General features: G+C 62.9%; 23 protein-coding genes. 11 read left to right on the top strand and 12 right to left on the bottom strand.

Annotation, left to right across the window (positions count from 1 at the left end):
* The first annotated feature begins 496 nt into the window (after positions 1-496).
* From AC1RDS_RS05810 to AC1RDS_RS05825, 4 genes are all read left to right on the top strand, one after another.
* The gene (locus AC1RDS_RS05810) at positions 497-1,306 is read left to right on the top strand and encodes a hypothetical protein (protein WP_296728486.1); all 810 of its coding nucleotides are present in this window, start codon (positions 497-499) and stop codon (positions 1,304-1,306) included.
* A 24-nt stretch (positions 1,307-1,330) separates the two neighbouring features.
* Entirely contained in the window at positions 1,331-3,322 is a 1,992-nt protein-coding gene (locus tag AC1RDS_RS05815; protein ID WP_492226736.1) for a hypothetical protein, read from the top strand.
* A 135-nt stretch (positions 3,323-3,457) separates the two neighbouring features.
* The gene (locus tag AC1RDS_RS05820) at positions 3,458-3,592 is read left to right on the top strand and encodes a hypothetical protein (protein WP_296337639.1); all 135 of its coding nucleotides are present in this window, start codon (positions 3,458-3,460) and stop codon (positions 3,590-3,592) included.
* A 53-nt stretch (positions 3,593-3,645) separates the two neighbouring features.
* Complete coding sequence (locus AC1RDS_RS05825; protein ID WP_296337641.1) at positions 3,646-4,314, top strand: DUF6988 family protein; 669 nt, start codon at positions 3,646-3,648, stop codon at positions 4,312-4,314.
* Between the two features lie 30 nt (positions 4,315-4,344).
* Here the strand turns inward: AC1RDS_RS05825 and AC1RDS_RS05830 are convergent, their stop codons facing one another.
* Positions 4,345-4,695 (bottom strand): DUF2958 domain-containing protein, encoded by a 351-nt coding sequence (locus tag AC1RDS_RS05830; RefSeq protein ID WP_492226737.1) that lies wholly within the window; start codon positions 4,693-4,695, stop codon positions 4,345-4,347.
* Between the two features lie 376 nt (positions 4,696-5,071).
* Between AC1RDS_RS05830 and AC1RDS_RS05835 the strand changes: the two genes are divergently transcribed.
* Positions 5,072-7,708 (top strand): AAA family ATPase, encoded by a 2,637-nt coding sequence (locus AC1RDS_RS05835; protein WP_296337643.1) that lies wholly within the window; start codon positions 5,072-5,074, stop codon positions 7,706-7,708.
* A 65-nt stretch (positions 7,709-7,773) separates the two neighbouring features.
* Here AC1RDS_RS05835 and AC1RDS_RS05840 read toward each other — a convergent pair whose 3' ends face one another.
* The gene (locus AC1RDS_RS05840) at positions 7,774-10,044 is read right to left on the bottom strand and encodes an nSTAND3 domain-containing NTPase (protein WP_269196843.1); all 2,271 of its coding nucleotides are present in this window, start codon (positions 10,042-10,044) and stop codon (positions 7,774-7,776) included.
* Between the two features lie 150 nt (positions 10,045-10,194).
* On the opposite strand from AC1RDS_RS05840, the gene AC1RDS_RS05845 reads away from it, so the two are divergent.
* Positions 10,195-10,539, top strand: coding sequence for a helix-turn-helix transcriptional regulator (locus AC1RDS_RS05845; RefSeq protein ID WP_060983851.1), 345 nt, complete (start codon positions 10,195-10,197; stop codon positions 10,537-10,539).
* Between the two features lie 26 nt (positions 10,540-10,565).
* Here the strand turns inward: AC1RDS_RS05845 and AC1RDS_RS05850 are convergent, their stop codons facing one another.
* The 6 genes from AC1RDS_RS05850 to guaB form a co-directional block, all read right to left on the bottom strand.
* Complete coding sequence (locus AC1RDS_RS05850) at positions 10,566-10,844, bottom strand: transcriptional regulator (RefSeq protein ID WP_244138381.1); 279 nt, start codon at positions 10,842-10,844, stop codon at positions 10,566-10,568.
* 4 nt (positions 10,845-10,848) lie between these two features.
* The gene (locus AC1RDS_RS05855) at positions 10,849-11,796 is read right to left on the bottom strand and encodes a nucleotidyl transferase AbiEii/AbiGii toxin family protein (RefSeq protein WP_060983849.1); all 948 of its coding nucleotides are present in this window, start codon (positions 11,794-11,796) and stop codon (positions 10,849-10,851) included.
* Positions 11,780-12,604, bottom strand: coding sequence for a type IV toxin-antitoxin system AbiEi family antitoxin domain-containing protein (locus tag AC1RDS_RS05860; RefSeq protein WP_060983848.1), 825 nt, complete (start codon positions 12,602-12,604; stop codon positions 11,780-11,782). Before AC1RDS_RS05860 ends, AC1RDS_RS05855 begins: the two co-directional genes overlap by 17 nt.
* A gap of 157 nt (positions 12,605-12,761) precedes the next feature.
* Entirely contained in the window at positions 12,762-14,018 is a 1,257-nt protein-coding gene (locus AC1RDS_RS05865; RefSeq protein WP_060983847.1) for a tyrosine-type recombinase/integrase, read from the bottom strand.
* Positions 14,019-14,318: 300 nt separating this feature from the next.
* Positions 14,319-15,959 carry a glutamine-hydrolyzing GMP synthase gene (gene guaA, locus AC1RDS_RS05870; protein ID WP_092696630.1) on the bottom strand — a complete coding sequence of 547 codons (1,641 nt, stop codon included), beginning with the start codon at positions 15,957-15,959 and terminating at the stop codon, positions 14,319-14,321.
* A 71-nt stretch (positions 15,960-16,030) separates the two neighbouring features.
* The gene (gene guaB / locus AC1RDS_RS05875; RefSeq protein ID WP_092696629.1) at positions 16,031-17,500 is read right to left on the bottom strand and encodes an IMP dehydrogenase; all 1,470 of its coding nucleotides are present in this window, start codon (positions 17,498-17,500) and stop codon (positions 16,031-16,033) included.
* Between the two features lie 107 nt (positions 17,501-17,607).
* Between guaB and AC1RDS_RS05880 the strand changes: the two genes are divergently transcribed.
* Entirely contained in the window at positions 17,608-18,123 is a 516-nt protein-coding gene (locus AC1RDS_RS05880; protein WP_348684034.1) for a DUF4124 domain-containing protein, read from the top strand.
* Between the two features lie 31 nt (positions 18,124-18,154).
* Here AC1RDS_RS05880 and AC1RDS_RS05885 read toward each other — a convergent pair whose 3' ends face one another.
* Positions 18,155-18,502 (bottom strand): RnfH family protein, encoded by a 348-nt coding sequence (locus tag AC1RDS_RS05885; protein WP_348684033.1) that lies wholly within the window; start codon positions 18,500-18,502, stop codon positions 18,155-18,157.
* Entirely contained in the window at positions 18,495-18,935 is a 441-nt protein-coding gene (locus tag AC1RDS_RS05890) for a type II toxin-antitoxin system RatA family toxin (protein WP_092696626.1), read from the bottom strand. The genes AC1RDS_RS05885 and AC1RDS_RS05890 overlap by 8 nt, the downstream gene beginning before the upstream one ends.
* 133 nt (positions 18,936-19,068) lie before the next feature.
* On the opposite strand from AC1RDS_RS05890, the gene smpB reads away from it, so the two are divergent.
* The 4 genes from smpB (at position 19,069) to AC1RDS_RS05910 (ending at position 21,388) form a co-directional block, all read left to right on the top strand.
* A complete protein-coding gene (gene smpB / locus AC1RDS_RS05895) occupies positions 19,069-19,542 on the top strand; it encodes an SsrA-binding protein SmpB (RefSeq protein WP_026437053.1) in 474 nt (157 codons plus the stop codon).
* 99 nt (positions 19,543-19,641) lie between these two features.
* Positions 19,642-20,007: a COG4315 family predicted lipoprotein gene (locus AC1RDS_RS05900; protein ID WP_092696625.1), complete on the top strand. Its 366-nt coding sequence runs from the start codon at positions 19,642-19,644 to the stop codon at positions 20,005-20,007.
* A gap of 29 nt (positions 20,008-20,036) precedes the next feature.
* A complete protein-coding gene (locus tag AC1RDS_RS05905; protein ID WP_092696624.1) occupies positions 20,037-20,549 on the top strand; it encodes a sigma-70 family RNA polymerase sigma factor in 513 nt (170 codons plus the stop codon).
* Positions 20,550-20,563: 14 nt separating this feature from the next.
* The gene (locus AC1RDS_RS05910) at positions 20,564-21,388 is read left to right on the top strand and encodes an anti-sigma factor family protein (protein WP_092696623.1); all 825 of its coding nucleotides are present in this window, start codon (positions 20,564-20,566) and stop codon (positions 21,386-21,388) included.
* A 47-nt stretch (positions 21,389-21,435) separates the two neighbouring features.
* Here the strand turns inward: AC1RDS_RS05910 and AC1RDS_RS05915 are convergent, their stop codons facing one another.
* Together AC1RDS_RS05915 and AC1RDS_RS05920 are read right to left on the bottom strand one after the other, a co-directional pair.
* A complete protein-coding gene (locus AC1RDS_RS05915) occupies positions 21,436-22,539 on the bottom strand; it encodes an enoyl-CoA hydratase/isomerase family protein (protein ID WP_092696622.1) in 1,104 nt (367 codons plus the stop codon).
* The gene (locus AC1RDS_RS05920; RefSeq protein WP_348684030.1) at positions 22,536-23,408 is read right to left on the bottom strand and encodes a DMT family transporter; all 873 of its coding nucleotides are present in this window, start codon (positions 23,406-23,408) and stop codon (positions 22,536-22,538) included. The genes AC1RDS_RS05915 and AC1RDS_RS05920 overlap by 4 nt, the downstream gene beginning before the upstream one ends.
* Between the last annotated feature and the right edge of the window lie 10 nt (positions 23,409-23,418).

A 23,418-nucleotide genomic window follows, 5' to 3' on the forward strand; every position in this document is an offset into this window, starting at 1 on the left:
ACCGTCTTTCCTGAGTTCATCGCCCGCGGCCAAAGGAGCGCGCGGACGGGGGCCGTCAAGGAAGCAAGCGCAGGGTGGGTGCGGCCCGCAGCGCAGCGAGGACACGGCCCTGCGCGCCTTGATGGCACTCGGGAGCGGGCTACGGTCGCGGACAAGGTGATGGGGTCAGGGAAGACGGCTGGACATGGCAACGGCCCCTTCCGCCGCAGACCGCACGGCAAGCGAAGCGCGCAGGCCCGGATCTGGAAGCCGGGCCGGAGGCGTCAGCCGAGCGGAGCGAGGGAACGATCGAAGCCCGTAAGGGGGGCGAGACGCCGCAGGCGGCTCGATGCGCCAGCACGAGAGCGCGACCGGCCATATGCCATTGGCCGGGGACGCCCATGACGCCCTGGAGTGCCGATGTACCTGGTGCAGGACTTCGCAACAGCGTTTCAGGTACCGACAGAACCAGAGTGCTTCAATATGCTGCCAGCATGTCCACCAGCCAAGACCGTCCATGACATTGCATTCCCCCGCCTCCCCCAAGAACGTCTGCGAAGAGCTTCTCATGGAGGAAAAGCGGCACAACGCCGAGCATCACATCCTGCCCAGCGAAAGCGCCGTGGCGGATCGGCTTCTGGCGAGAGGCCTGGAAATGACCCCGGCCTACGAGGAGCTGCACAGCAAGCTGCACCAGCATCCGCACGCCCTCAAGACATGTCTGGGACTGGTTCTGACTGCGGCAGCACTTTGGAATCCCGAGAAGATCGCGGAAGCGCGCAATGCGCGGAGCGAACTCACCAAGGTGAACCAGCAGATTGCCAAGCAGGCTGCCGAACTGGCTGAACTGCTTCAGCAGCGCTCGGATCTCGGCAACACGTCAGGCTTCCGGACGGATACGCACTACCACGTTTGTGATGTGATCCAGGCATCCGCCCAGCAGAACTACGGGTTCAGAAACTATGTGCAGGAGCGTCTCGAAAATCTGCAAGGACAGTTCGATCTCAAGTACTGGCCCACGTTGAGCGACTTCGCCCGTGAGCTGGCTCGCGATGCCGCGACGGCGGTTGCACAGGCATCCGACCCTTTGACGGCGGCAGCAACGGCCGCCTCGCGGGCTTCTCTGGCCGATTTCTTCAAGGCCCTCTTCGCGAGCATCGAAGAGAACAGCGCACGGAGTTTCGGCCCCCTTCCCCATGGGCTGCAGATCAGCGACAGCACGTTCGCCATCCTGGTGAACTGCGCGCTGGATCTCGACGCGGATAGCATGGTGGACGGCCCCTACGTGAAGCGTCTGCGTCAACGCGAGCGCGAAGGTGCCAAGTGATGTTCCAGCAACGAAAGGGCGGCAATGGCATACGACGCGAGCATCTGGCGGGTGGACACCGAAGCCGCACCGGCGCGTCCCACGCCGCATGCCGACACTGTGCCGCTGACATGGGCGCACGACTCGCGCACCGGCGAACCGCGCTACATCCACGACGCTGAGGTCATCGACGCAAGCGCTGAATGCCAATGCCCGGCCTGCGACCTGTCGCTGACGCCGGTGTTGGCAGGGCAACCCCTGCGGAGGAACCCCACAGCGCACTTCCGTCACCCCAAGGGCGCCCAGAAAGATGACTGCACCCTCGTTGCCGCGCGACTGGCCGCGATCCGGCATCTGCAGGAACGGGGCTTCATCGATCTGCCCAGGCGCCGGATGTCGGCCAACGCCATCGGCTTCAGCGGCCAGGGCTATGAAGGCTGGGCTGAGAAGCGCGCAGAGCGCGTCTCCATCACCAGCGCGGTGCTCCACGACCACGCCACCGCGCTGTTGACGCTGGATGACGGCCGCGAATTCCTGGTCGACCTCACGGGGCAGCGCGATGCCGGCAGCGACGGCCAAGGGCGGGCCATCGTCACCCTGTTCCTCTCCGATCCCGCCATCGCGATGATGTCGCCGGACGAGATCCGCGCGCGCCTGCGCCTGCTTCCCGACATCCGCTGGTGCGCGCACTGGGACGACCAGGCGTTGCAAGCGGCCGCGAGCGCGCAGGCCCAGCAGGCCGCGCGCGAGGCCATGGATGCCTGGGAAGCCGCAGACGAAGCACAGTTCCATCAGTATCTGCCCCCGGACCTGGAGCCGTCCATTGCGCTGCAATGGCGCCGCGAGACGCTGTTGCACAGTGAAGTCAAGGCGATCCTGGAACAGGCCTCCCAAATTGCAACGCCCAGCCTCGAGCTCAAAGTGACCCGCTACGCCCCGGAAGAATTCAGCGGCGAATGGGAGGACAACACGCTTCGCGTTCAGTGGATGGCAGGATCCACGACGCTGTCGCTGGAAAAGACCCAATTGGAAGAGCGCCAAGGCAGCATCGTGCCCGATGTCATCTGCACCCTCCGCGAACCTCGACCGTATATTTACGGCGTCACAGAGACTTGGCTCGACGATGCCTTCGAAGAGTTGGTGGAGGACACCCACAGCAGCCAGCGCTGGCCCCAGACCTTGCTGATTGAAGTTACCGTGACCCACGGCATCGATCAGGAGAAGCTGCGCCGTATCCAGGCACTCGACATGCCGACGCTGGAAATCGACATCGGCTCGCTCGGTGGCCGGGTGACCCGGGAAGGTCTGCGCCACCTGGTGGTGAACGAAACCATCGGCAAGCGCTGGGTGCATCACCCTGCCCTGCGGTGGCGCCACCAGATCCTCGAAACGAAACTGGACCAGCATCCAGTCACGGTAAGGTTTCAGGAGCGCCTGGCCGAGCTGCGACGCCCCCGCTTGCTCGCGACGCCGGCGTCGGAGTGGGCCAGGATTTATCTGGCCGCCGCCACGGAATTCCTCGACACCAACACCCGCATCAACAAAGCCCGGCGTGCACATCGGGGGCCGGGCCCAGAACCCGAGCCATTGCGGGAAGACAGCGAGCCCTGGCTGCGGCTCATGGAGGCAGCGGAAGCCCTGGCTGCGCATGGTTATCCAGGCGGTGCCGACCACGAGATGGTGGGTGGCGCCGGCATCGTTTCGCGGCTGCTGTCGATCCAGCACAACCGGGGCATCGGCTATGCATTCAGCACGGGTTACCAAGTGCTCAACGCCATCATGCAGAGCACGCCCGGCTACCAGCACTGGCACACGCTGTATCTCATGGCCGTCAAGGCCTACGGTCTGGACGCTCGGCTCACCCCAGGGCAAGTCGAGCGCTATGGTTCCTGGCGACAAAGCGTCATCGACAAGGTGAACGCTGGCGACGAGACGCACCTGCGGCCCGGGCGCTATGACGCGGTGCTCGGCGTGCTGTTCGCCGAGATGGCACCGCGTCTTGCCAACGGCTATGGCCGAAACCCGCAGTCCGAGTAACTGGGCGAAGGCGGTGCGTCTCCCGGCACAATGACATCCACGATGGACATACGAGAGCTACAAGACGAGGAACTGAGTGCCCAAGCCCGCGAATGGAGACAGCGAGCGCTGGGTGGAGAAAGGGACGCGCGCGGCATGGCGCACGAACTGGAGCGCGAAGTGCGCCGCCGCTTTGGCATGCCCATGAACGATGCGCCACATCCGCTGCCGAAGGTGTGCCTTCTGGCCGAACTGCCACGGGCACGGCCGCCACGCTGGAAGCCCTGGTGACTGCGCCCGCTGGCGTTGGAAAGAACCCGAAGGCATCTTCTGACTATCCCCGCATGGAAGAACCCGGCATCCCAAGTGACGATCCGCTGGAGCACATGCTCCAGCGCTCGGGCGCATTGCATGAACGGCTGGACGCGCTGCTGGGCGACGCCGAGTTCTACGGCTCGCCCCGTGGCGAAGCCACTCTAGGCATGTGTCTGGTCGCCATGGAACATGCGATCGCATTGCGCGCCCTGATGGCGTTACGACTGCCGACCTCGGCCGTCAGCCTCATGCGTCTGCAGTTCGAGGCCCTGACGCGGGCGATGTGGCTGCTCTATGCCGCCAGCGATGCGACGATCGGCAAGCTGATGGCTCCTCTGACGCTCGCGAGCGAGCAGGCAGCCAAGAACCTGCCCGGCGCAAGCGAAATGATCGACCAGATCGGCAAGCGGATCGGACAAGGTGTGCCACCGGCAGCGCACCAGATGCTGTCGCACTTCAAGGACGTGTCTTGGCACGCCATGAACTCATTCGTGCATGGCGGCATCCATCCGCTGCGGCGCAACGCTGACGGCTTTCCCGTTGATCTCGCACTGCAGGTGCTGCGCAACTCCAACGGCCTGACCACCATGACGGGCATGACGATGGCAGTCCTCACCGGAGATGAGGCGGTGGCCAACCCCATCAGCAAGATCCAGCCGGCCTTCGCCGACTGCCTACCTGATCTGCTGAGATCTTGAACAGGGCATCTTGCGACGCCCCATGTCATATCAGTGGACGACTCGGCCAGCGTGTCGTGCATCACGCACATAGGCGCTCAATCGCTTCTCCGCACGAAAGTGCAGATCACGCTCGATTGGCAGACCCAGGCGTCCACGCACCAAAGCCAGTTCGGCCAAGCTGACCCAACCCAGCTCAGGGATCCCCAGGCCCAGGTCGCAAAGCCCGAATGCATGGTCGTGGTTGTCAGAATCGATCTCAGTTAGCAGCCAGGTTGCGCCGGCGTCGGGCGTGAACAGTTTGACCACAGGAGGCGGATCGAAGTCCGGGGTTTCGATGTATTCCTGGCCGTTGGCCAGCAGCAGCGAACGCTGCTCGTCTGTGATGAATGGGTAGTTCATGCTGAACTCCTGAAGGATGCCGGGCGAAGTTGCCCAGCCCTTCCGGGTCACGGCGCAGCGCAAGCTGTCAGGGGTCCACGACGGCCGCAGGCCGCAAGCGTGCAAGCACGCGCCGCCCTTGACCGCGAGCACGCCGTGGCACGATAGGGAAACAGCAAGCGCCCATACTCCGCCGCTTCACTAGGCCCGAGGCGTCATGGGATCAAGGCCGGATGGCCGCGATTCGGCATGAAGCACGGAGCGCAGCCTGCAAGTTTGGCGGTGAACCGCCAGGACGCCGTAATATTTCTACTTGAAACAGAAAAATCCCCGCAGGCAGCGCAGCCAGACGAGGGAGCTTCTGGGCGACAAACACGACAACTACGGGAGGAGGCCCATGTCAATATTGCAGGAGATACTGAACTGGACCAAAGGGTTGCCCGAATGGCAGAGCGATGCCGTGGCACGTTTGCTTGCCAAGCAGACACTCGCGATGGAAGACCAGAATGATCTGCTCGCGCTACTCAAGGCGGCACATGGCATTCCGGATCCCAAAGACCGTAAGCCCAAGCCACTGACCGCCGAACAGATTCCCGCCCCGGTTCAAGTGACGACTCACGTTGAGCTGCGGGCCATCAAGAACATGCGGCACGTCAACGCGATTGCCGAGAACCAACATCTACCCTTCAGCGCCTCCGGCATGACCGTCATCTATGGCGATAACGGGTCAGGAAAATCGGGCTACTCCCGCGTTCTCAAACGCGCATGCCGTGCGCGCGATCAGTCGGAGGCCATTCATCCGAACGCCAACTTGCCTGCGGGCAAGGCAGGAACTCCGGAAGCCACTTTCGAGATCGCTGTCGACGGGGTTGCGCAAGACGCACACTGGCAACACGGCAAGGCGGCCCCTGCAGCGCTGTCGTCGTTTGCGATTTTCGACTCGCGTTGCGCCCGTGCCTACCTCGATAGTGAAGACGATTTTTCGTATGTACCCTACGGGCTCGATGTATTCGAGGGCCTGGCTAAAGTCTGCAAGCATTTGAAGACGGCGATCGAGACCGAGTACGCTCAATCTGCCGCTGATCTTTCCGCCTTTGCTCCCCTGCAGGGAGACACGCTCGTCGGCAAGCTGATCGCGTCGCTTTCCGCCAAGACAACTCAGGTCCAGATTGATGCGCTCGCGACTTTGACTCCGGAGGAACTTGCCCAGCATGCGTCCCTGGACAAGAGCCTGAAGGAGAACAACCCGAAGGAGAAAGCTGCGCAATTGCGATTGCGCGCCCGCCGTGTCGCAGCCATTGCAACGAATGCGGCCAGCAAAGGCGCACAAGTAGATCAAGCTGTCGTCGCCAAACTGAAAGCCCTGGCAGACAGCTATCGCACGGCGCAAGCTGCAGCCGCCCTCGCGGCGAAGCAGTTCAAGGAAGGCGAAAACATGCTGCCAGGCACCGGCGGCGAGACATGGCGCGAACTTTTCGAGGCGGCGCGCAAGTTTGCCATCGAATCCCACCCTGACAAAACGTTCCCCGAATTGGGTGCGGACGCACCCTGCCCTCTCTGTCAGCAAGCGCTCGCCGAAGGTGCTGACCGCTTGCTGCGCTTCGAAGCCTTCATTCAACAGGAGGTGGAAAAAACCTCCCAGGCGCGTCGTGCGGCCCTGTACGCCGAATACAAGCCCTTCGCTGCACAGGTTCTCACGCTGAATCTAGACGACGTGACGCATGGAGAAATCGAGGCCCTGGACCCGCAGTTGGCCGCCGATGCCAAGGCGTTCGAGCCGCTCCTGACCGCTCGCCAGGAAGCCATCAAAGCGGCAGTGATCTCGCACCAGTGGGATGGCGTCAACCAACCCTTGTTCAATCCAGCCGAACGGCTTCAGGCTTTGGCGAACAAGCTGAATGCCGAAGTGGAGACCTTGGAGAAAGCCTCAGACGAAAAGGCCCGTGCAGCCCTACAGAAACAGTTCCTGGAACTGGATGCGCGGGTACGACTGAGTCAAGTCAAGGATGCTGTCACCACAGCAGTCAATCGACTCGCCCACCAGGCCAAGCTCACGAAGTGCCTGTCTGCCGTGAAGACCAACGCCATTTCGTTGAAGGCATCGGAGTTGGCGGAAAAGGTCGTGTCGAAGGAACTGGCCGAATCGCTGAACCGCGAATTCAAGGCGCTCGGTGTCGGCACGCTGCGCGTTTCGCTGCAAAGCCGGTCGGATCGGGGCAAGGCCCTGCACAAGCTCAAGCTGGAACTGCCGCAAAGCCGCAGTCCAGGGGACATCTTGAGCGAAGGGGAGCAACGTGCAATCGCGGTCGGTTCTTTCCTTGCCGAGGTTGGCTTAAGCGGAGGCAATGGCGGCATCGTGTTTGATGATCCCGTATCGTCACTCGATCATCGTCGGCGCGAACGTGTGGCAAAGCGCCTGACCGCCGAGGCAGCACAACGGCAGGTCGTCGTATTTACCCACGACATCTATTTCCTGTGCCTGCTCGTCGAAGAAGCGAAGTTGGCCGGTGTCCCCATCGCTACCCAAAGCCTGACCCGCCGCGCAGAGGGTTTCGGGGTTGCGGACCCGGATCTTCCATTTGAGGGGAAAACGGCAAGCAAGCGAATCAACGCCCTGAAAGCTCAACACCAAGGCATTGCAAAGCTTTACAAGGATGGCGAAGAGCAAGAGCACAAGCGGCAAACCATCGATGCCTACTTCCGCTTGCGCATGGCGTGGGAGCGCGCCGTAGAGGAGGTGTTGTTACACCAAGTCATCCTTCGTTTCCGAAAAGGCGTCGAGACTCAGCGACTGGCTGGCGTAATAGTCGAAGATGACGACTACGCGCGGGTAACCGCGGGCATGACAAAGTGCTCCAACTATGCGCACGACAAAGCGCTCATGGGCGGCGTGGCCGTCCCCGAACCCGATGAACTGCTCGCCGACATCATGGCGCTGGAAACTTGGCGCGGACAAGTTGAGGCGCGCAATGTGAATACGGCGAAGAAGCGTAAGGCCGGACCGGCCGTCGCGCCACCTACCGCAGCACCATAGGCGGCTCAGGGTTCTTTCAGCACGCTACGGAGACTGAGCCTGTCCGAAATTTTGTGCCCGAGTCATCACACGTCGCCGTCATCGATATCGTCAAAGATGCTTCGCGTGCCGTGCTTTTCCTCAGAGGGCTCAACGGCTCCAAGAGTCCGAGGACTTCTCTTCGGTTCGGGCGTCTCGGTTTCGGCGATCCATTCATTCGCGAGATCTATCTCGCGCTCAATCAGCTTGACTGCATCTGCATCCCCGCTGAATCGCATCTTGAGGGTGTTGAACGATTCGATAATATCTTGCATGTGCTCATCCGGAGGGTCGGAGGAATGGTTGTTTTGCACCTCTAGCCGCAGTTCTGGCAGCTTCGGCAGTAGGTCCGCGCGCGCGGCTTCCACAAGCTCATCAAATTCTTCTTCTGTGAAGACACTGCGCACACCGGCATCTTTCAAGGCGTATGTGTCCTCACCCGCAATCGCATAGTTGCTAACGTTCTCGACGAACTGTCTTCGGTTCTCCTCGGGAAGGAGCCCGAACTCATGCAGGCGTACCGCGAGATCAACCTCAGGTACAGCGCCAAGGCTCAGCCCCGGCTTGGACACACGCTCCAAGGTTTCCGCTGACTGCTCAAGGAACAACGCCAAGAACTCTTTGGAACAGCGACTGGCGAGAAACCGGTGGAGTGTCCATCTCGCCCCCCACGAAGACATCCACTCCACTTTGTACATATCGCTGGCTGAGAACTCCCGCAGGCGCGCAACCATCATCGGGAAGAGCGGCTTCGGAACAACAACCGCCTTTTCAAAGCCGACGTTGCCGCATGTGACCTGGGATGTCAGATTCTCCGTGGAGCTTCCACTCAAGAAAATGCCGAGCAAATCAGGACTGAAAGCCAGAGTCGCAGCGTACGCATCGCCGATGGTCGGGTGCTTGAAACGCCACACCGGCTGGTCGTCAACCTGGACATTGGTCACAAGACTGCCGTTGAGCGCATCGAGTGCGGTGATGCACTCTCCCAGTGTGCTGCCAAGCCGCTCCAGTGCTTGCGTTTCGGTGCCCTGTAAGGTGACAGGGCTTTCGAGGTGATCTTTCCTCATGTAGATCAAGCCGAGCGCGGCCTTGCTGTTCGCATCCAATCCCTGGATCACTTCAAGCAGAAGCTGCTCGCGCTTTTCCACGAACTGTCCAAGATGGTATTCACCCACGTAGAGGTCCTTGGTGAACAGCGGATCCGCGATGCGCCGTGCCGTCTCTGGAATGAAGCGCGGATGTGCTGCCACGCCTTCTAAGTGAGGTTTGATATCAGCCCGAAACGCGGTGGGCTGCTTTCCGAGCTTCAGATGGTTGTACAAAATCTGTTGTCTTTCTAAGGCCGATAGGTCATGAACATCGATCACTACCTGGCTTTCGCCGAGCAGCGGGAACGCACTTTCCTTGAGGTCATGACGCGCACGGTTGTAGATGTAATTCCGTGAGGTCATGACGATCTTGACCCCTTGACGCAACATCGCCTTCACCTGTGCCAGCGAATGGTTCCAGCCCTGCACTAGTGGCGACTCGTACTGCGTCACGCCAAATGCATCGTCAATCCAGAAGAACTGAGAGGGTTCGTCAACGTTCCAACGCTCGACGATCTTGGCCGGGTCGACCAGCTTGACTACCGATGACTTCCACTTGTCAGCCGCAGCCATTGCCAACATGGAAGCAATGGTTGTTTTTCCCGCTGCCGGTTCTCCGATAAGCAGCACAAATCCATGTTCATCGAGGGCACTGACCGCTTTCCGATAGGAATCCGTGATGACAACCTTGGCCAGGTCTTCCCGCAGCGATTCAAGAACGGCGCGCGCCTGCGAGTAGGCCCGTTCATCCAGGATTTGACTCAGGTCTCCCAGACCATATACACGGGGCACAAGCATCCGTAGGCGGGTGTTGTCCCTGATCTGGTCCTCTATCCAGGTAGACCCATATATCAACACATGCATGGCTCCGAGTTCGATCAAGTCCGCCCTAATCTGCGCCTCCTGTTTGGCAGATACACCGGCATTCGTCATCAGGACATAGACATCGCAAAGCCCATCAGCCGCCAGCTTGCGCACCTTGGGTATTTCGTCCGCCATGACGGACCTTGTGAGGAGCTGACTAGCCTTGCTTGAATATTTGCATTGAATGACAAACTTCCCGCTGAGCGCCTCACCCGTTGCCGGTGTCCAACTACCAGCAAAAGCGCCATCTCGCCCTGCGTCATTCGAATCCAGAAATGACTGCACGGTTTGCCCAAGCACTTCCCTCGCGATGGTGAGGCACAGCTGCTGAAAGCTGTTCCATCCAAGACGGTGTAAATCGTACATACCTACTCCTCAAACCGAGCACACGCAACCAAGCATCAAATTCAAGAATGATTGTGCCTGTCCACTACTCCGGGCTTCGCCCTGACAGGTTGTCCCAATCACCCGTGATAGTCACCATGAGCGACAATTCATCCGCTCACGGTCATCGTCATGCCAACATCATTGCCAGCGACCCCAAGCCCCTTACCGCATCCAAACACGGCCGGCTACGACGACATACCTCAGTTTTCAGCGGCAGCGCCCTTACCTTTCCGCCGCACCATCCGCCGGCACGAACTGCACCAGATCGTCCCCCTGGCCGAGACAACGGTCTACGAGATGGAGCAGCGCGGCGAATTCCCCAAGCGCTTCCGGCTCACGCCCCGCTGCGTCGTCTGGGACCTGGAAGAGGTCGAGGCATGGATCGAAGAACGCAAACGAGCCTCGCGCGCAGCGAAGTCCAGCACACCTGTCGGCCCGGATGTCAGGCGACGCCTGTACCGGCCCGTCAGGTGAGCGTTCTCAACACAATTCCGTGAATATCAAGGCGCCCCTGCCTTCGTCCTGACTAGCGACGCGCCCGGCAAGACCTGCGCCATCTGAGCGACAGCCAGAGCCACCGCCGCATTGCGATCCATCGCCTCCCGGCTGAAAGCCAGAGCGGCATGTCCAGGTCGCCCCCAGCCCACCGTAGCATCGGCACAGTCACTGCCTGCCAGCCGGCGCAAGACCTCATCCTGCGAATCCAGCTCAGGATTCAGCGCATAGACCAGTGTGAAATCGTGAACCATCGCGATTGCTCCGTCTTCTTGCTTTTCCACCGCATCAGCGCGCCATGATCCGCGCCAGTGCGTCCGCCAACTGACCACAATCCGCGGCGCGCTTGGCCGCCGTGCGCTGCGCCAAGTTGTGCAGCTTGCGCCGCACACCGGGTAAATCAGCCGCGTGAGGCAGCCCGATCAAGCTGAAATCCGGCTGCTCGCCCTCGATGGATTGCAGAAAGGCGCGCGACGGCTCATCCAGCCACGCTGCCACGCGCGACAACAGGCGCTCGCGAATCTCCAGCAAGACCCCGACCTCGATGGGCTCGGTCGTCATGCCCTTGAAATGGGCCTCGAAGGTCACCTCGAAATCCGCAGGCGCGCGAGGCGCCAGCATCTCCCAGGCCGGCTTGGGGCTGCACGTCAGGTACACGAGAAAGGTGCGCCAGAGCATCTCATCCGCCCGCTCGTCCTCCAACAGCAAGCCCACATCGAAAAGATCGCGCGGATGCTGCCGCGACAGCGCCGCCGCGAGCTTGCCGGCATAGAGGTCGGCGAAATCCAGCACCTGCACCTCGGCGAAGCCGAATGCGTCCTCCACCCGCGGGCGCACCACCATTCTGCGCACCGGATGCACCGTGCCGCGCATCACCGGCGTCGTCTCGATCTGCACGCGCGCGCGGCCTCGGCTAGCAACCAGCCGCGTGACAGTACCTGCGCCCTCGCCCGCCGAGGTCTGCACCTGCAGTTGCAACGGGCGGGCGCGCAGCACATCGGCCAATCGCCCAAGGGCTTCGGCAATCAGCTTCGCATCCTCGGCGTAGTCGTGGACAGGCAGCCAAGCCAGATCTATATCCACCGACAAGCGCGGCAGGTCGTGCTCGAAGAGGTTAATTGCCGTGCCGCCCTTGAGCGCGAAGCGCGGCTCCTGCGCGAGCACCGGCAGGATCTCGACCAGCAGCCGCACCCGGTCGGTGTAGCGCCGATCCCAATGGTCAAGCCAGGTGCTCATCGAGGTCTCCTGGCAAGGTGATCTGGTAAGTCGGATGCAAGCGCCCGCCGGGCACCAGCGCGCGCTTGCCCCGGCCCAGCTCGACCCCATCGAGGGGCACATGAGACAGCCACGCATGCTTGTGACGTTCGGCCAGGGCCAGGAACAGCCGCTTCGCCTTGATGCTGCGGCAGTGGCGCAGCATCAGACCGACACGCTGCGGCCGCAGCGTCGTCATCGCCTGCATCAGCGCATCAGCCTCATACACCAGCGCCGCATCCGACACGCCATCGCACAGCTCCAGCATGGCCCGCTCGGGCGTGGAGCACACCAGTGCCGAATCGGCACCCGAGTCCATCCGATGCCACGCCAGCCCCTGCCCGGCCAGCACGGACTCGGACACCTCGGCCGTGAACGACACGGTAGGCAGATCGAACGGACCCTTGCCGAGGAACGCGAAGCTCTCCTGCAACGGCAGCTTGCTCATCCAGCCTGGCGGCCGCTCCGGCCCATAGAGGGTAATCGTCCCGGCATCGCCCAGGCGCAAGTAGTGCTCGTGCCCCTGCAAGGTCAGCGCGAAGCGTCCCCCCAAATGCAACTGCATCCCCTCCCCGGCTTGCAGGCTGCGCACCACACCATCCCACTGCAGACGCCCGCCCTGGCGCATATACACGCCACGGGCCGGCGACGCCAGCCAGCCGCTGCCGAAATAGCGTGCGACGAGGCTGTTCGAGTAGCCATGCGCCCGCAGCCAGCGGCTGGAAACCAGGCGCGTATCTCCCAGCTCGGCCAGCAGGCGGTTCAGTTTTCCTGTATTTTGATCACCCATAGTGCTCAAAATACAGCTTTCTCGAACTCCCGCCAAGACTCGACGGTTCAATAGATCAGAAATTCGATCACTCACAGTGATCTTTTTACGACAACGGTAAACCGCCCGCCGCCCAGCGGCGGCACGTTCCAAGAGGATCTGCATGCGATCCCCCCTGTCACACGGTCGCACTCAGTACCGGCACCACCACGTTCTCCGGCATCAGCTTCGGCACGTAGGTCTGGCCATCGATCCAGGCATCGACCATGTTGGCCCACTCCTGCAGCATGTGGCGCCGCTGCTCGGCGTACTCGGCCTTGTTGTAGATCGAGCGCGAGGACCGCCCGTCCTCGTGCGCCAGGCACTTCTCGATCCAATCACGGTTGAAGCCGATTTCGTTCAGCAGCGTCGAGCCGGTGCGGCGCAGATCGTGGACGGTGAAAGGCTCCAACGGCAAGCCCTCAGCCTTCGCTCGCTCCGCGACGATCTGCGTGACCCGGTTCAAGGTCGCGTTCGACATGCAGCGATCAGCGTCGTAGCGCGACGGCAGCACGAACTTGGAGCCGGCCGCGCATGTGTGCAAGGCCACGAAGATGTCGAGCGCTTGGCGCGACAGATAGACCACATGCGGGTTGCGTCCCTTCATGCGCTGCTTCGGGATCGTCCAGGTCGCGTTCTCGAAATCGACCTCATCCCAGGTGGCCTGGATCAGCTCGCTCTTGCGCACCAGGGTCAGCAGGATCATGCGCAGCGCCAGCCGGATGGTCGGATAGGTCGCCACCGATTCCATCTGCCGCGCCATCAGCCGGATCTCCAGCGGCGACAAGGCGCGATCCTTCGGCACGAAGGTCGCAATCGACGCGGCCCCTACATGCTCAGCCGGGTTGTCCACCTTCTCGCCGTGCAGGATGGCGAAGGCATAGACCTGCTTCACGATGTCGCGGACGTGTACCGCAGTGGCTGGAGCACCGCGCGCCTTCACCTTATTGCAGAGGGCGCGCAGGTCATCAGCGGTGATTTCGTTGAGCTGCCTATTCTGGAAGGCCGGCAGAATGTCCCGATCGACGATGCTCTTGCGCATTGCCTTGGTGCTGTCGGCCATTCGAGCGCCGGCCAGCCACTTCTCGGTCACGTCGCCAAAGGTCTTGGCGGCGGTCAGCCGACGCTTCTCGCGCTGCTTCTCCAGCGCGGGGGACTTGCCCTGGGCCACTGCCTTCTTGGCGTCGATCAGCTTTTCACGGGCCATCGCCAGTGAAATACCCGCCGGCCCGTAGCGGCCAATGGTCAGGGTCTCACGGCGCCCGTTGAGACGGTAATCGTAGCGGAAGGTGACGGTACCGGTAGGCGATACCGTCACGTACATCCCATCCCGGTCAGAAGCCTTATAAGTCAAAGACTTAGGCTTCAAATTGCGCAGTGCGGTGTCGGTAAGCATCGAGGTTTTCCTCCTGTTGGTGACGGCTTTTACCGTCAGGGGTCAGGAGACCTGCTGATGCCCGGAAAGCCGCATGAAATCAGCTTTCCAGAGGAGACTTTTACCGTCAAAGACCGGTTTGGTCTCAATAGTGAACGGGAGGGTCTTAGTCCGGCCTCCGGTTCTTACCGCCACATTTACCGCCAACCTGTTCCGCTGGCCGGCGATAGCCACCGATAGCTGCCGTGACGTATTTCTTTTTAAATCAACACGTTACGGCGGTTTTTCGATAGCTGGCGATAGTCCCCGAAGGACGTCAAATCACTCCCACTCAATCGTCGCCGGTGGTTTGGAGCTGACGTCGTAGGTCACGCGGTTGATGCCGCGTACTTCGTTGATGATGCGCCCCGACACTTTCTTGAGCAGCGCGTAGGGCAGCTCGGCCCAGTCGGCGGTCATGAAGTCGCTGGTCTGCACGGCGCGCAGGGCGACCACGTAGTCGTAGGTGCGGCCGTCGCCCATCACGCCCACGCTCTTGACGGGCAGGAAGACGGTGAAGGCCTGGCTGGTGAGGTCGTACCAGGTCTTGCCGGTGGCTTCATCCACGTGGTTGCGCAACTCTTCGATGAAGATGGCATCGGCACGGCGCAGCAGGTCTGCGTATTCCTTCTTGACCTCGCCCAGGATGCGCACGCCCAGGCCGGGGCCGGGGAAGGGGTGGCGGTAGACCATTTCGGGCGGCAGGCCCAGGGCCACGCCGAGTTCGCGCACCTCGTCCTTGAACAGGTCGCGCAACGGCTCCAGCAGCTTGAGGCCCAGTTGCTCGGGGAGGCCGCCCACGTTGTGGTGGCTCTTGATGGTGACGGCCTTCTTGCTCTTGGCACCGCCCGATTCGATGACGTCGGGGTAAATGGTGCCCTGGGCCAGCCACGTCGCGCCTTTGACGGTGCGACCTCCGGTCTCGCCCTTGGCGCCGTCACCCTTGAGCTTGGCAGCTTCCTGCTTGAACACATCGACGAACAGGCCGCCGATGATCTTGCGCTTTTGTTCGGGCTCGCTGACTCCTGCCAGCTTGCCCAGGAACAGGTCGCTGGCGTCCACACGGATGACCTTGGCGTGCAGCTTGCCAACGAACATGTCCATGACCATGTCGCCCTCGTTCAGGCGCAGCAGGCCGTGGTCCACGAACACGCAGGTGAGCTGGTCACCGATGGCGCGGTGGATCAGCGCAGCGGCCACGGACGAGTCCACGCCGCCCGACAGGCCCAGGATCACTTCTTCATCGCCCACCTGCTGGCGGATCTGCTCCACCGCCTCGGCGATGTGGTCGCGCATCACCCAGTCGGGCGAGGTGCCGCAGATGCCGAGCACAAAACGATCCAGCAGCGCCCTGCCCTGCACGGTGTGCGTGACTTCGGGGTGGAACTGCACGGCATAGAAGCGGCGGTCTTCGTCGGCCATGCCGGCGATGGGGCAGCTCTCGGTGCTGGCCATGAGCTTGAAGCCCGGGGGCAGCTCGGTGACCTTGTCGCCGTGGCTCATCCACACGTTGAGCATGCCGTGGCCTTCGGGCGTGGTGAAGTCGGCAATGTCCTTGAGCAGCGCGGTGTGGCCGCGTGCGCGCACCGCCGCAAAGCCGAACTCGCGCTTGTGGCCGCCTTCGACCTTGCCACCGAGCTGGTGCGCCATGGTCTGCATGCCGTAGCAGATGCCCAGCACGGGCACGCCGAGCTGGAACACCGCTTCGGGGGCCTTGTCGGTGGTGTCCTCATACACGCTGGCGTGGCTGCCCGAGAGGATGATGCCCTTGAGCGAGCCGTCCTTGGCGTAGTCGCGCACCCACTCGTCCGTCACGTCGCAGGGGTGCACTTCGCAGTACACATGGGCTTCGCGCACGCGGCGTGCGATGAGCTGGGTGACTTGCGAGCCGAAATCAAGGATGAGGATCTTCTGGTGTTGCATGGTGGGCCACAGGAAAAAGACAAAGGCCCGAACACCTGGACATCGGGTTCGGGCCTGTGGTTGCTGAAAAATCAGTCCGCGCGGTAGTTGGGCGCTTCCTTGGTGATCTGCACGTCGTGGACATGGCTTTCGCGGATACCGGCGGTGGTGATCTCGACGAATTCAGCCTTGTTGTTCATGTCCTCGATCGTGGCACAGCCGCAGTAGCCCATGGCGGCACGCACGCCGCCGGCCATCTGGAACACGATGGAGACCATCGAGCCCTTGTAGGGTACGCGGCCTTCAATGCCCTCGGGCACCAGCTTGTCGGCATTGGGGTTGCCCGTGGTCGACTCCTGGAAGTAGCGGTCGGCACTGCCCTGCTGCATGGCGCCAATAGAGCCCATGCCGCGGTAGCTCTTGTAGCTGCGGCCCTGGAACAGGATCACCTCACCCGGCGCTTCTTCCGTGCCGGCAAACATGCCACCCATCATGATGGTGCTGGCACCCGCGGCCAGGGCCTTGGCAATGTCGCCGCTGTAGCGCACGCCGCCGTCGGCAATCAGCGGCACGCCCGTACCGCGCAGCGCCGTGGCCACGCTGTCGATGGCCATGATCTGCGGCACGCCCACACCGGCCACGATGCGCGTCGTGCAGATGGAGCCAGGGCCAATGCCGACCTTGACAGCGTCGGCACCGGCCTCGACCAGCGCCAGCGCAGCCGCGCCCGTGGCGATGTTGCCGCCAATCACATCGACTTGCGGGTAATTCTGCTTGACCCAGCGCACACGGTCGATGACGCCCTTGCTGTGGCCATGGGCCGTGTCCACCACGATGGCGTCCACGCCGGCCTTCACCAGGGCCTCGACACGCTCTTCCGTGCCCTCGCCCACGCCCACCGCCGCACCCACGCGCAGGCGGCCGTTGCTGTCGCGTGCGGCATTGGGAAAGCTGGTCTGCTTGGTGATGTCTTTCACCGTGATCAGGCCCTTGAGCACAAAATCATCGTTGATGACCAGCAGCCGCTCCAGCTTGTATTTGTTCAGCAGGGCCTTGGCCTCGCTGGCCGTGGCGCCCTCCTTGACCGTGATGAGCTTTTCACGGGGCGTCATGATCTGGTGCACCTTGACGTCGTAACGGGTTTCAAAGCGCAGATCGCGGCTGGTGACGATACCCACCACCTTGCCACCATCGCACACCGGAAAGCCCGAAATACCCAGCTGCTCCGACAACTCCAGCACCTGGAGCACGGTGTGCTCGGGGGTGATGACGACCGGATCGCGCACCACACCAGACTCGTACCGCTTGACCTTGGCCACGTGGGCGGCCTGTTCCTGGGGCGTGAGGTTCTTGTGCACGATGCCGATGCCGCCCTCCTGGGCGATGGCGATGGCCAGGCGCGCCTCGGTCACGGTGTCCATGGCGGCGGACACCAGCGGCAGGTTCAGCTGGATGTTGCGGGAGAGTTTCGTCGCAAGGGACGTGTCCTTGGGCAGGACCTGGGAGTACGCTGGCACCAGCAACACATCGTCGAAGGTGAGCGCTTTTCCAAGAAGGCGCATGAGAAAGCTCCAAAAAATGGATTGTACCCGCGCGGCCTGTGGCAAAAACGCTGCCACGGAAAGCAACTTGCTGGCAGCCCCATGGAGGCACAGCTAAACTTGCCGCCATGAAAATTCACAAGCTTGTGCTGCTGGCATTCGCCTGCACCTGGTCACTGGGCGCTTCGGCCCAATGGCAATGGATCGACAAGGACGGCCGCAAGGTGTTCAGCGACCGTGCGCCCCCTCTGGACATCCCGGACAAGAGCATCCTGAAGCAGCCGGGAACCCGTATGGATCCAAGGCCCGCTCTTCCGGCTGTTGCAGCAGAACCCGCTGCCGCCGCATCCGCCCCCAAACCGTCGGCCAGCAGCGCCACCGGCGGCAAGGACAAGGAACTTGAAGAGAGAAAGGCGCAAGCAGAGGCTGCAGAAGCAGCCAAGAAAAAATCCGAAGAAGAGAAGATCGCAAAAACCAAGGCGGACAACTGCACCCGCGCCCGCCAGGCCAAGGCTACACTCGACTCCGGCCGGCCCATGATGCATACGAATGCCCAGGGCGAACGGGTTTACCTTGATGAAGCAACCCGCGCCTCGGAATCCCAGCGCATCGACAGCGTCATTGCATCCGATTGCGCGCGGTGATGGTCGGGCAGCTGCCGCCGTTGTCCAGACTTCAGTAGCCCGACTTTCCGCCAGGACGCTGCCGCGCAAACAGGCCGGTGGTTCGGGCGCCCTGGCGCGCAAAGCGCTCGCGCCGTGCCACCTTGGGGTCCACCTTCAACGGGCGATACACCTCCACCCGATCCCCTGAGGCGAGCATGCAGCCTGGCGCCACCTGACGACCCCAGACACCGACAGCGGAAGAAGTCACATCTGCAGGCAAGGGTTGCAAGGCTGCGCACATGTTCAGCGCATCGGCCACCGTGGCCCCCTGCGGCAGCTGCAATGCCCACTCGACCGCACTGCGCGGTGCCGCGCAAACCACCACGGTGATGTGCAGCAACCCCTGGTCGTCACCCATACACCTGCTCCGCGCGCTTGACAAAGGCGTCCACCATGCTGGCGGCGATGCGGTCAAAAATGGGGCCCACCAATGCCGCAAGGGTGGCGCTGTCAAACCCGTAGTGCAGCAACAGCTCGACCTTGCAGGCGCGCTGACTGCCATCGGCCACCGGGTGGAAATGCCAGTCGCCCTCCAGGCGGGAGAACGGGCCCTTGACCAGGTGCATCTGCACGCGCCGGCCCGCCTCATGGATATTGCGGGTGACAAAGGTCTGGCGCAAACCGGCCATCGCGATGCCCACCTCGGCCGTCATCCCGTCATCATCGCGTTCCAGCACCGCCGAGCGGTCGCACCAGGGCAGGAACTGGGGGTAGTGCTCCACCCCCGTCACGAGGGAAAACATTTCTTCGGGGCTGTACCAGATAAGGACGGATTTGTGGACGGTTTTCATGCAGATACGGCTTCGGCGCCACGGAGCGACGGAATCAGCCAGGGGATCCGGGGGAATTTAGAATCGCTCTAGCGAGACCCAACCATTGTAGGGAGGCCTTTTACCTCCCCGTTTGCGCCGCATCTAATCTCTCATGGCCAAAAAACCCGATCCCACGTCCCGCATTGCCGACAACAAGAAGGCGGCCTTCAACTACTTTTTCGAAGAACGCCACGAGGCCGGCATGGTGCTGTATGGCTGGGAAGTCAAGGCGCTGCGCGAAGGCAAGGTGCAGCTGACCGATGGCTATGTGCTCATCCGTGATGGCGAGTTGTACCTGCTGGGCTGCCTCATCAATCCCCTCAAGACCGCCTCCACCCACGTCAACCCCGAGGCAGCACGCACCAAGAAATTGCTGCTCAAGAAGGATGACATCAAACGCCTGATCGGGAAGGTCGAGCAAAAAGGCTACACCCTGGTGCCCATCAACCTGCATTGGAAAAATGGTTTTGTGAAATGCGAGATTGCCCTGGCCAAGGGCAAGGCGGAACATGACAAGCGCGACACCATCAAGGACCGCGAAGGCAAGCGCGAAGTCGAACGCGCCATGAAAAGCCGTAACCGCTAGCGATCCTGAAGGGCGGCGGGAATAAATCACCGCCCCCATGTGTTTGTCCGCATGCAGGCCGCATTTCGCACTCGCCTGCCCCCTTGTCCGGAGAAACCCATGAAAAAGCTCTTGCCCATCACCGCGCTCTTTGCGCTTGCCGCCTGCTCCTCCATGGCCCAGTCACCCGTCAAACCCATGGATGGCGTGCTGGTCGGTGCAGGCAACATGACGCTCTACACCTTTGACCGCGACACCGCGGGCAGCGGAAAGTCCGTCTGCAACGGCCCCTGTGCCACCAACTGGCCACCCCTGATGGCGGCCCCCGCGCAAGCCAGCGGCGACTACAGCGTCATCACCCGCGACGACGGAAAAACCCAGCTGGCTTACAAGGGAAAACCGCTGTACTACTGGTCCAAGGACGCGAAACCCGGCGACAAGACCGGCGACGGCTTCAACCAGGTCTGGCACGCTGCGCGCCCCTGAAACCTTCCCCCTGCCGCTGACATCGCGCCATGGACCGCACCCAGGTTGTCGAGCAACTTCCCGGCCTGCGCCGCTATGCCCGGGTGCTGACGGGCGACTCCTGGGCGGCCGACGATCTCGTGCAGGACACGCTGGAGCGGGCCTGCAGCAAATGGCGGCTGTGGCGCAGCGGCAGTGATTTGCGCGCCTGGCTGTTCACCCTGATGCACAACCTGTACCTCAACCAGCGCCGCGCCATGCCCTCCTTGCAGCGGCTGGAGCTGGAGGATGTTCAGGACACCCTGCAGGCCAGTGCACGCCCGTCGGACGATGCGCTCGATCTGGAGCGCTGCCTGCAGCGCCTGCCTGCTGAGCAGCGCGCCGTGCTGCTGCTGGTGACGCTGGAAGACCTCAGCTACGAGGACACTGCCCGCATTCTGGACATTCCGATGGGTACCGTCATGTCGCGGCTGTCACGCGCACGTAGCCGCCTGCGCGCGCTCATGGAACGCACACCCGCGCCCGTGCCAGGCCAACCACCCGTGCTGCGCCGCCTCAAATGATTCCGGCCTCTGCCATGGACCACACCACCCCCTTCCCTGCCGGCCCTGACCCTGCGTGGCACGCACTGGTGGATGGCCGGCTGCCCCCCGCCGACGCCCGGGCGCTGCAGCAGCAACTGGCCGCCGATGCCCCGGCACAAGCCACTGTCGCACAATGGCAGGCCCAGCGCCGGCAGTTGCGCGCCCTGCACCAGGACATGCTGGATACGCCCGTGCCGGATGCGCTGCTGCAGACGCTTGCGCAAGCCACGGCGCGCAGGGCCGAGCGGCATCGCCAATGGTGGCGCTGGGGCGGCATGGCGGCCTCGGTGCTGGTGGCGTTTGCACTGGGATGGGCAGGCCGCAGCCAGTGGCCGGCGGCGGCACCCAATGGCCTTCTGGCCCTGAATGCAGGCACACCCCAGCAGCGATTTGCGGTGCAGGCCGCCATGGCCCATGCCGTGTACCAGCCCGAGCAGCGCCATCCCGTGGAGGTGCCGGCCGCCCAGCAGGAGCATCTGGTGCAATGGCTTTCCAAGCGCTTGGGGCGCCCCCTGAAAGTGCCGGTGCTGACGGCACAGGGCTACGATCTGGTGGGGGGGCGGCTGCTGCCCGGTGATACCGGCGCACGCGCGCAATTCATGTACCAGAACAGCGCAGGCGAACGCGTCACGCTGTACCTGGGTGCGCTGGCGCCAGCGACCCAACCCACGCATTCCGAGACCGCCTTTCGCTTCACCCAGGAAGGCACTGTCTCCGGTTTTTACTGGACGGATCAGGGCTTTGGCTATGCGCTCAGTGGGCAGATTCCCCGCCCCGCACTGCAGGCGCTGGCCACTGCGGTGCACCAGCAGCTCTGAAGCGAGGCGCCCGCCTTGGCAAAAGCGCACCCAGCGCCGCGCGCCCGTCAGCGCAGCGCGGCCAGGGGATGCGCGTGGACAGGCCAGGGGCTGGCAAAGAACGGGGCCACCATCTCCGGCGTCACGTCTTCGATGCGCGCAGGGTTCCATTGGGGTGCGTGGTCCTTGTCCACCGCCAGGGCACGGATGCCTTCCACCGTCTCGCTCTGGCCGGCGCGCAGGAAAAAGCAGTGGCGCACCATGTCGCGCTCCATGCGCAGATCATCGGCCAGGCCCATGCCGCGCGCACGGCGGATCTGCTCCAGCACCACATGCAGCATCAGCGGCGAGCGCTTGCGCAGCGTGGCCGCCGTGCTGCGCGCCCATTCGCTGTCTGCAGCGTCCAGGGCGGCCGTGATGGCGGCCACGCTGCCCAGCGAAAAATACTGATCGATCTGGCCTCTGACGCCCGCCAGTTTTTCGTCAGCAGCTACCGTTTTAGAAGCAACAAAGGCCTTCACGGCGGCACCGTCGGCAAAGGTCTGCGCGCCCAGGGCATCCCAGACCGTGGCCTGTGCATCCAGCGGCAGGCAGCCGTCAGCCAGGCCGAAGGCGATGGCGTCACCGGCGCCAATGGTGTCGCCGGTCAGGGCCAGCCACTCGCCCACGCGGCCAGGGCAGCGGCTCAGGAAATAGCCACCACCCACGTCGGGAAACAGGCCAATCGCCGTCTCGGGCATGGCCATCTTGGTGCGCTCGGTCACCACGCGCAGGGCTGCGCCCTGGCTGATGCCCATGCCGCCGCCCATGACGATCCCATCCATGAAGGCGATGTAGGGCTTGCCGTAGTTGTGGATCAGGTGGTTGAGCGCATATTCCTCGGTGAAGAAGTCTTCGAGCAGCGGATTGCCCTGGCTGCCCGCCTGGTGCAGAAAACGGATGTCGCCGCCCGCGCAAAAGGCCCCGAACGGGCCCTCCTTGTTGCTGCCACGGATGGCCACGGCCAGCACGCGCGCGTCGTCCTTCCAGGCCAGCAGGGTGGCCATGAGATCCCGCACCATGCCCAAGGACAGCGCGTTGAGCGCCCGCGGGCGGTTCAATGTAATGAAGCCCACCTGGCCCCGCACCTCGCTCAGCACCTCACTCGACATCTGCATTGTCATCTCCGTCATTTTTGTTCCTTCCAAGCTAAAAACTCGTTGAGCACCAGGGCGCCAACCACCAGCAGCCCCCCGGTCAGCACGGCCGAACCGGGGCGCTCCCCGGCACCGGCCCAGGCCAGCAAGATGCCGAAGATAACCTCCAGCAGGCCCAGCAAGGCCATTTCGGGCGCCTTGAGCACGCGTGCGCAGCGCACCGCCAGCACGCACGGAATGGCCAGCTGAAAAAGTCCCAGCAACGCCAGCAGCAGGATATCGTGGCCCGTGGCCTGAAACGGCCACGCCAGCGGCAAGGTGGCCAGCGCCGAAAACACGGCCCCCACCAGGACTGCCGGCACCAGGTCCACGGCGTGGCCGTGCTGCTGTGAAGACTGGACCACGGTCCAGTTGGCAGCGGCCGCCACCGGTATGCACAAGGCCACCAGGGTGCCCACGAGAGGCAGCCCGGCCATCTGCGCGCCATACATCCACGCCATGCCCACACCGGCAAGGCCAATGGCCACCCAGGTGCGCAGCACAATCCGGTGCCCGATGAAGATGCGCGCAAACAGGGCCGTGAGCAAAGGCCCCGCCGCCATGGTCACCAGCACATTCGCCACCGGCATGAGCATCATGGCGACCATGAAGGTGGTGAACATCACGCTCCAGCACAGGCCGGAGAGCCACAGGGCAGCGCCGCCGCGGCGCATGGCCGACAACACACCGCGCCCCTGCGCCGCAGGCAGGATCACCAGCAGCGAGATCACGGTGAAAAAGCTGCGCCAGAAGGTCACTTCAAAGCTGCGCGCATGCTCCAGGTGGCGCGTCACCACGCCAGCCATGGACCACAGCAGCGTGACCAGAAGCATCAACACGACAGCCCGGGAATGCGTGAGTTTCATGAAAATTGCG

The organism is Acidovorax sp. GW823-FHT02H02, assembly GCF_058797075.1.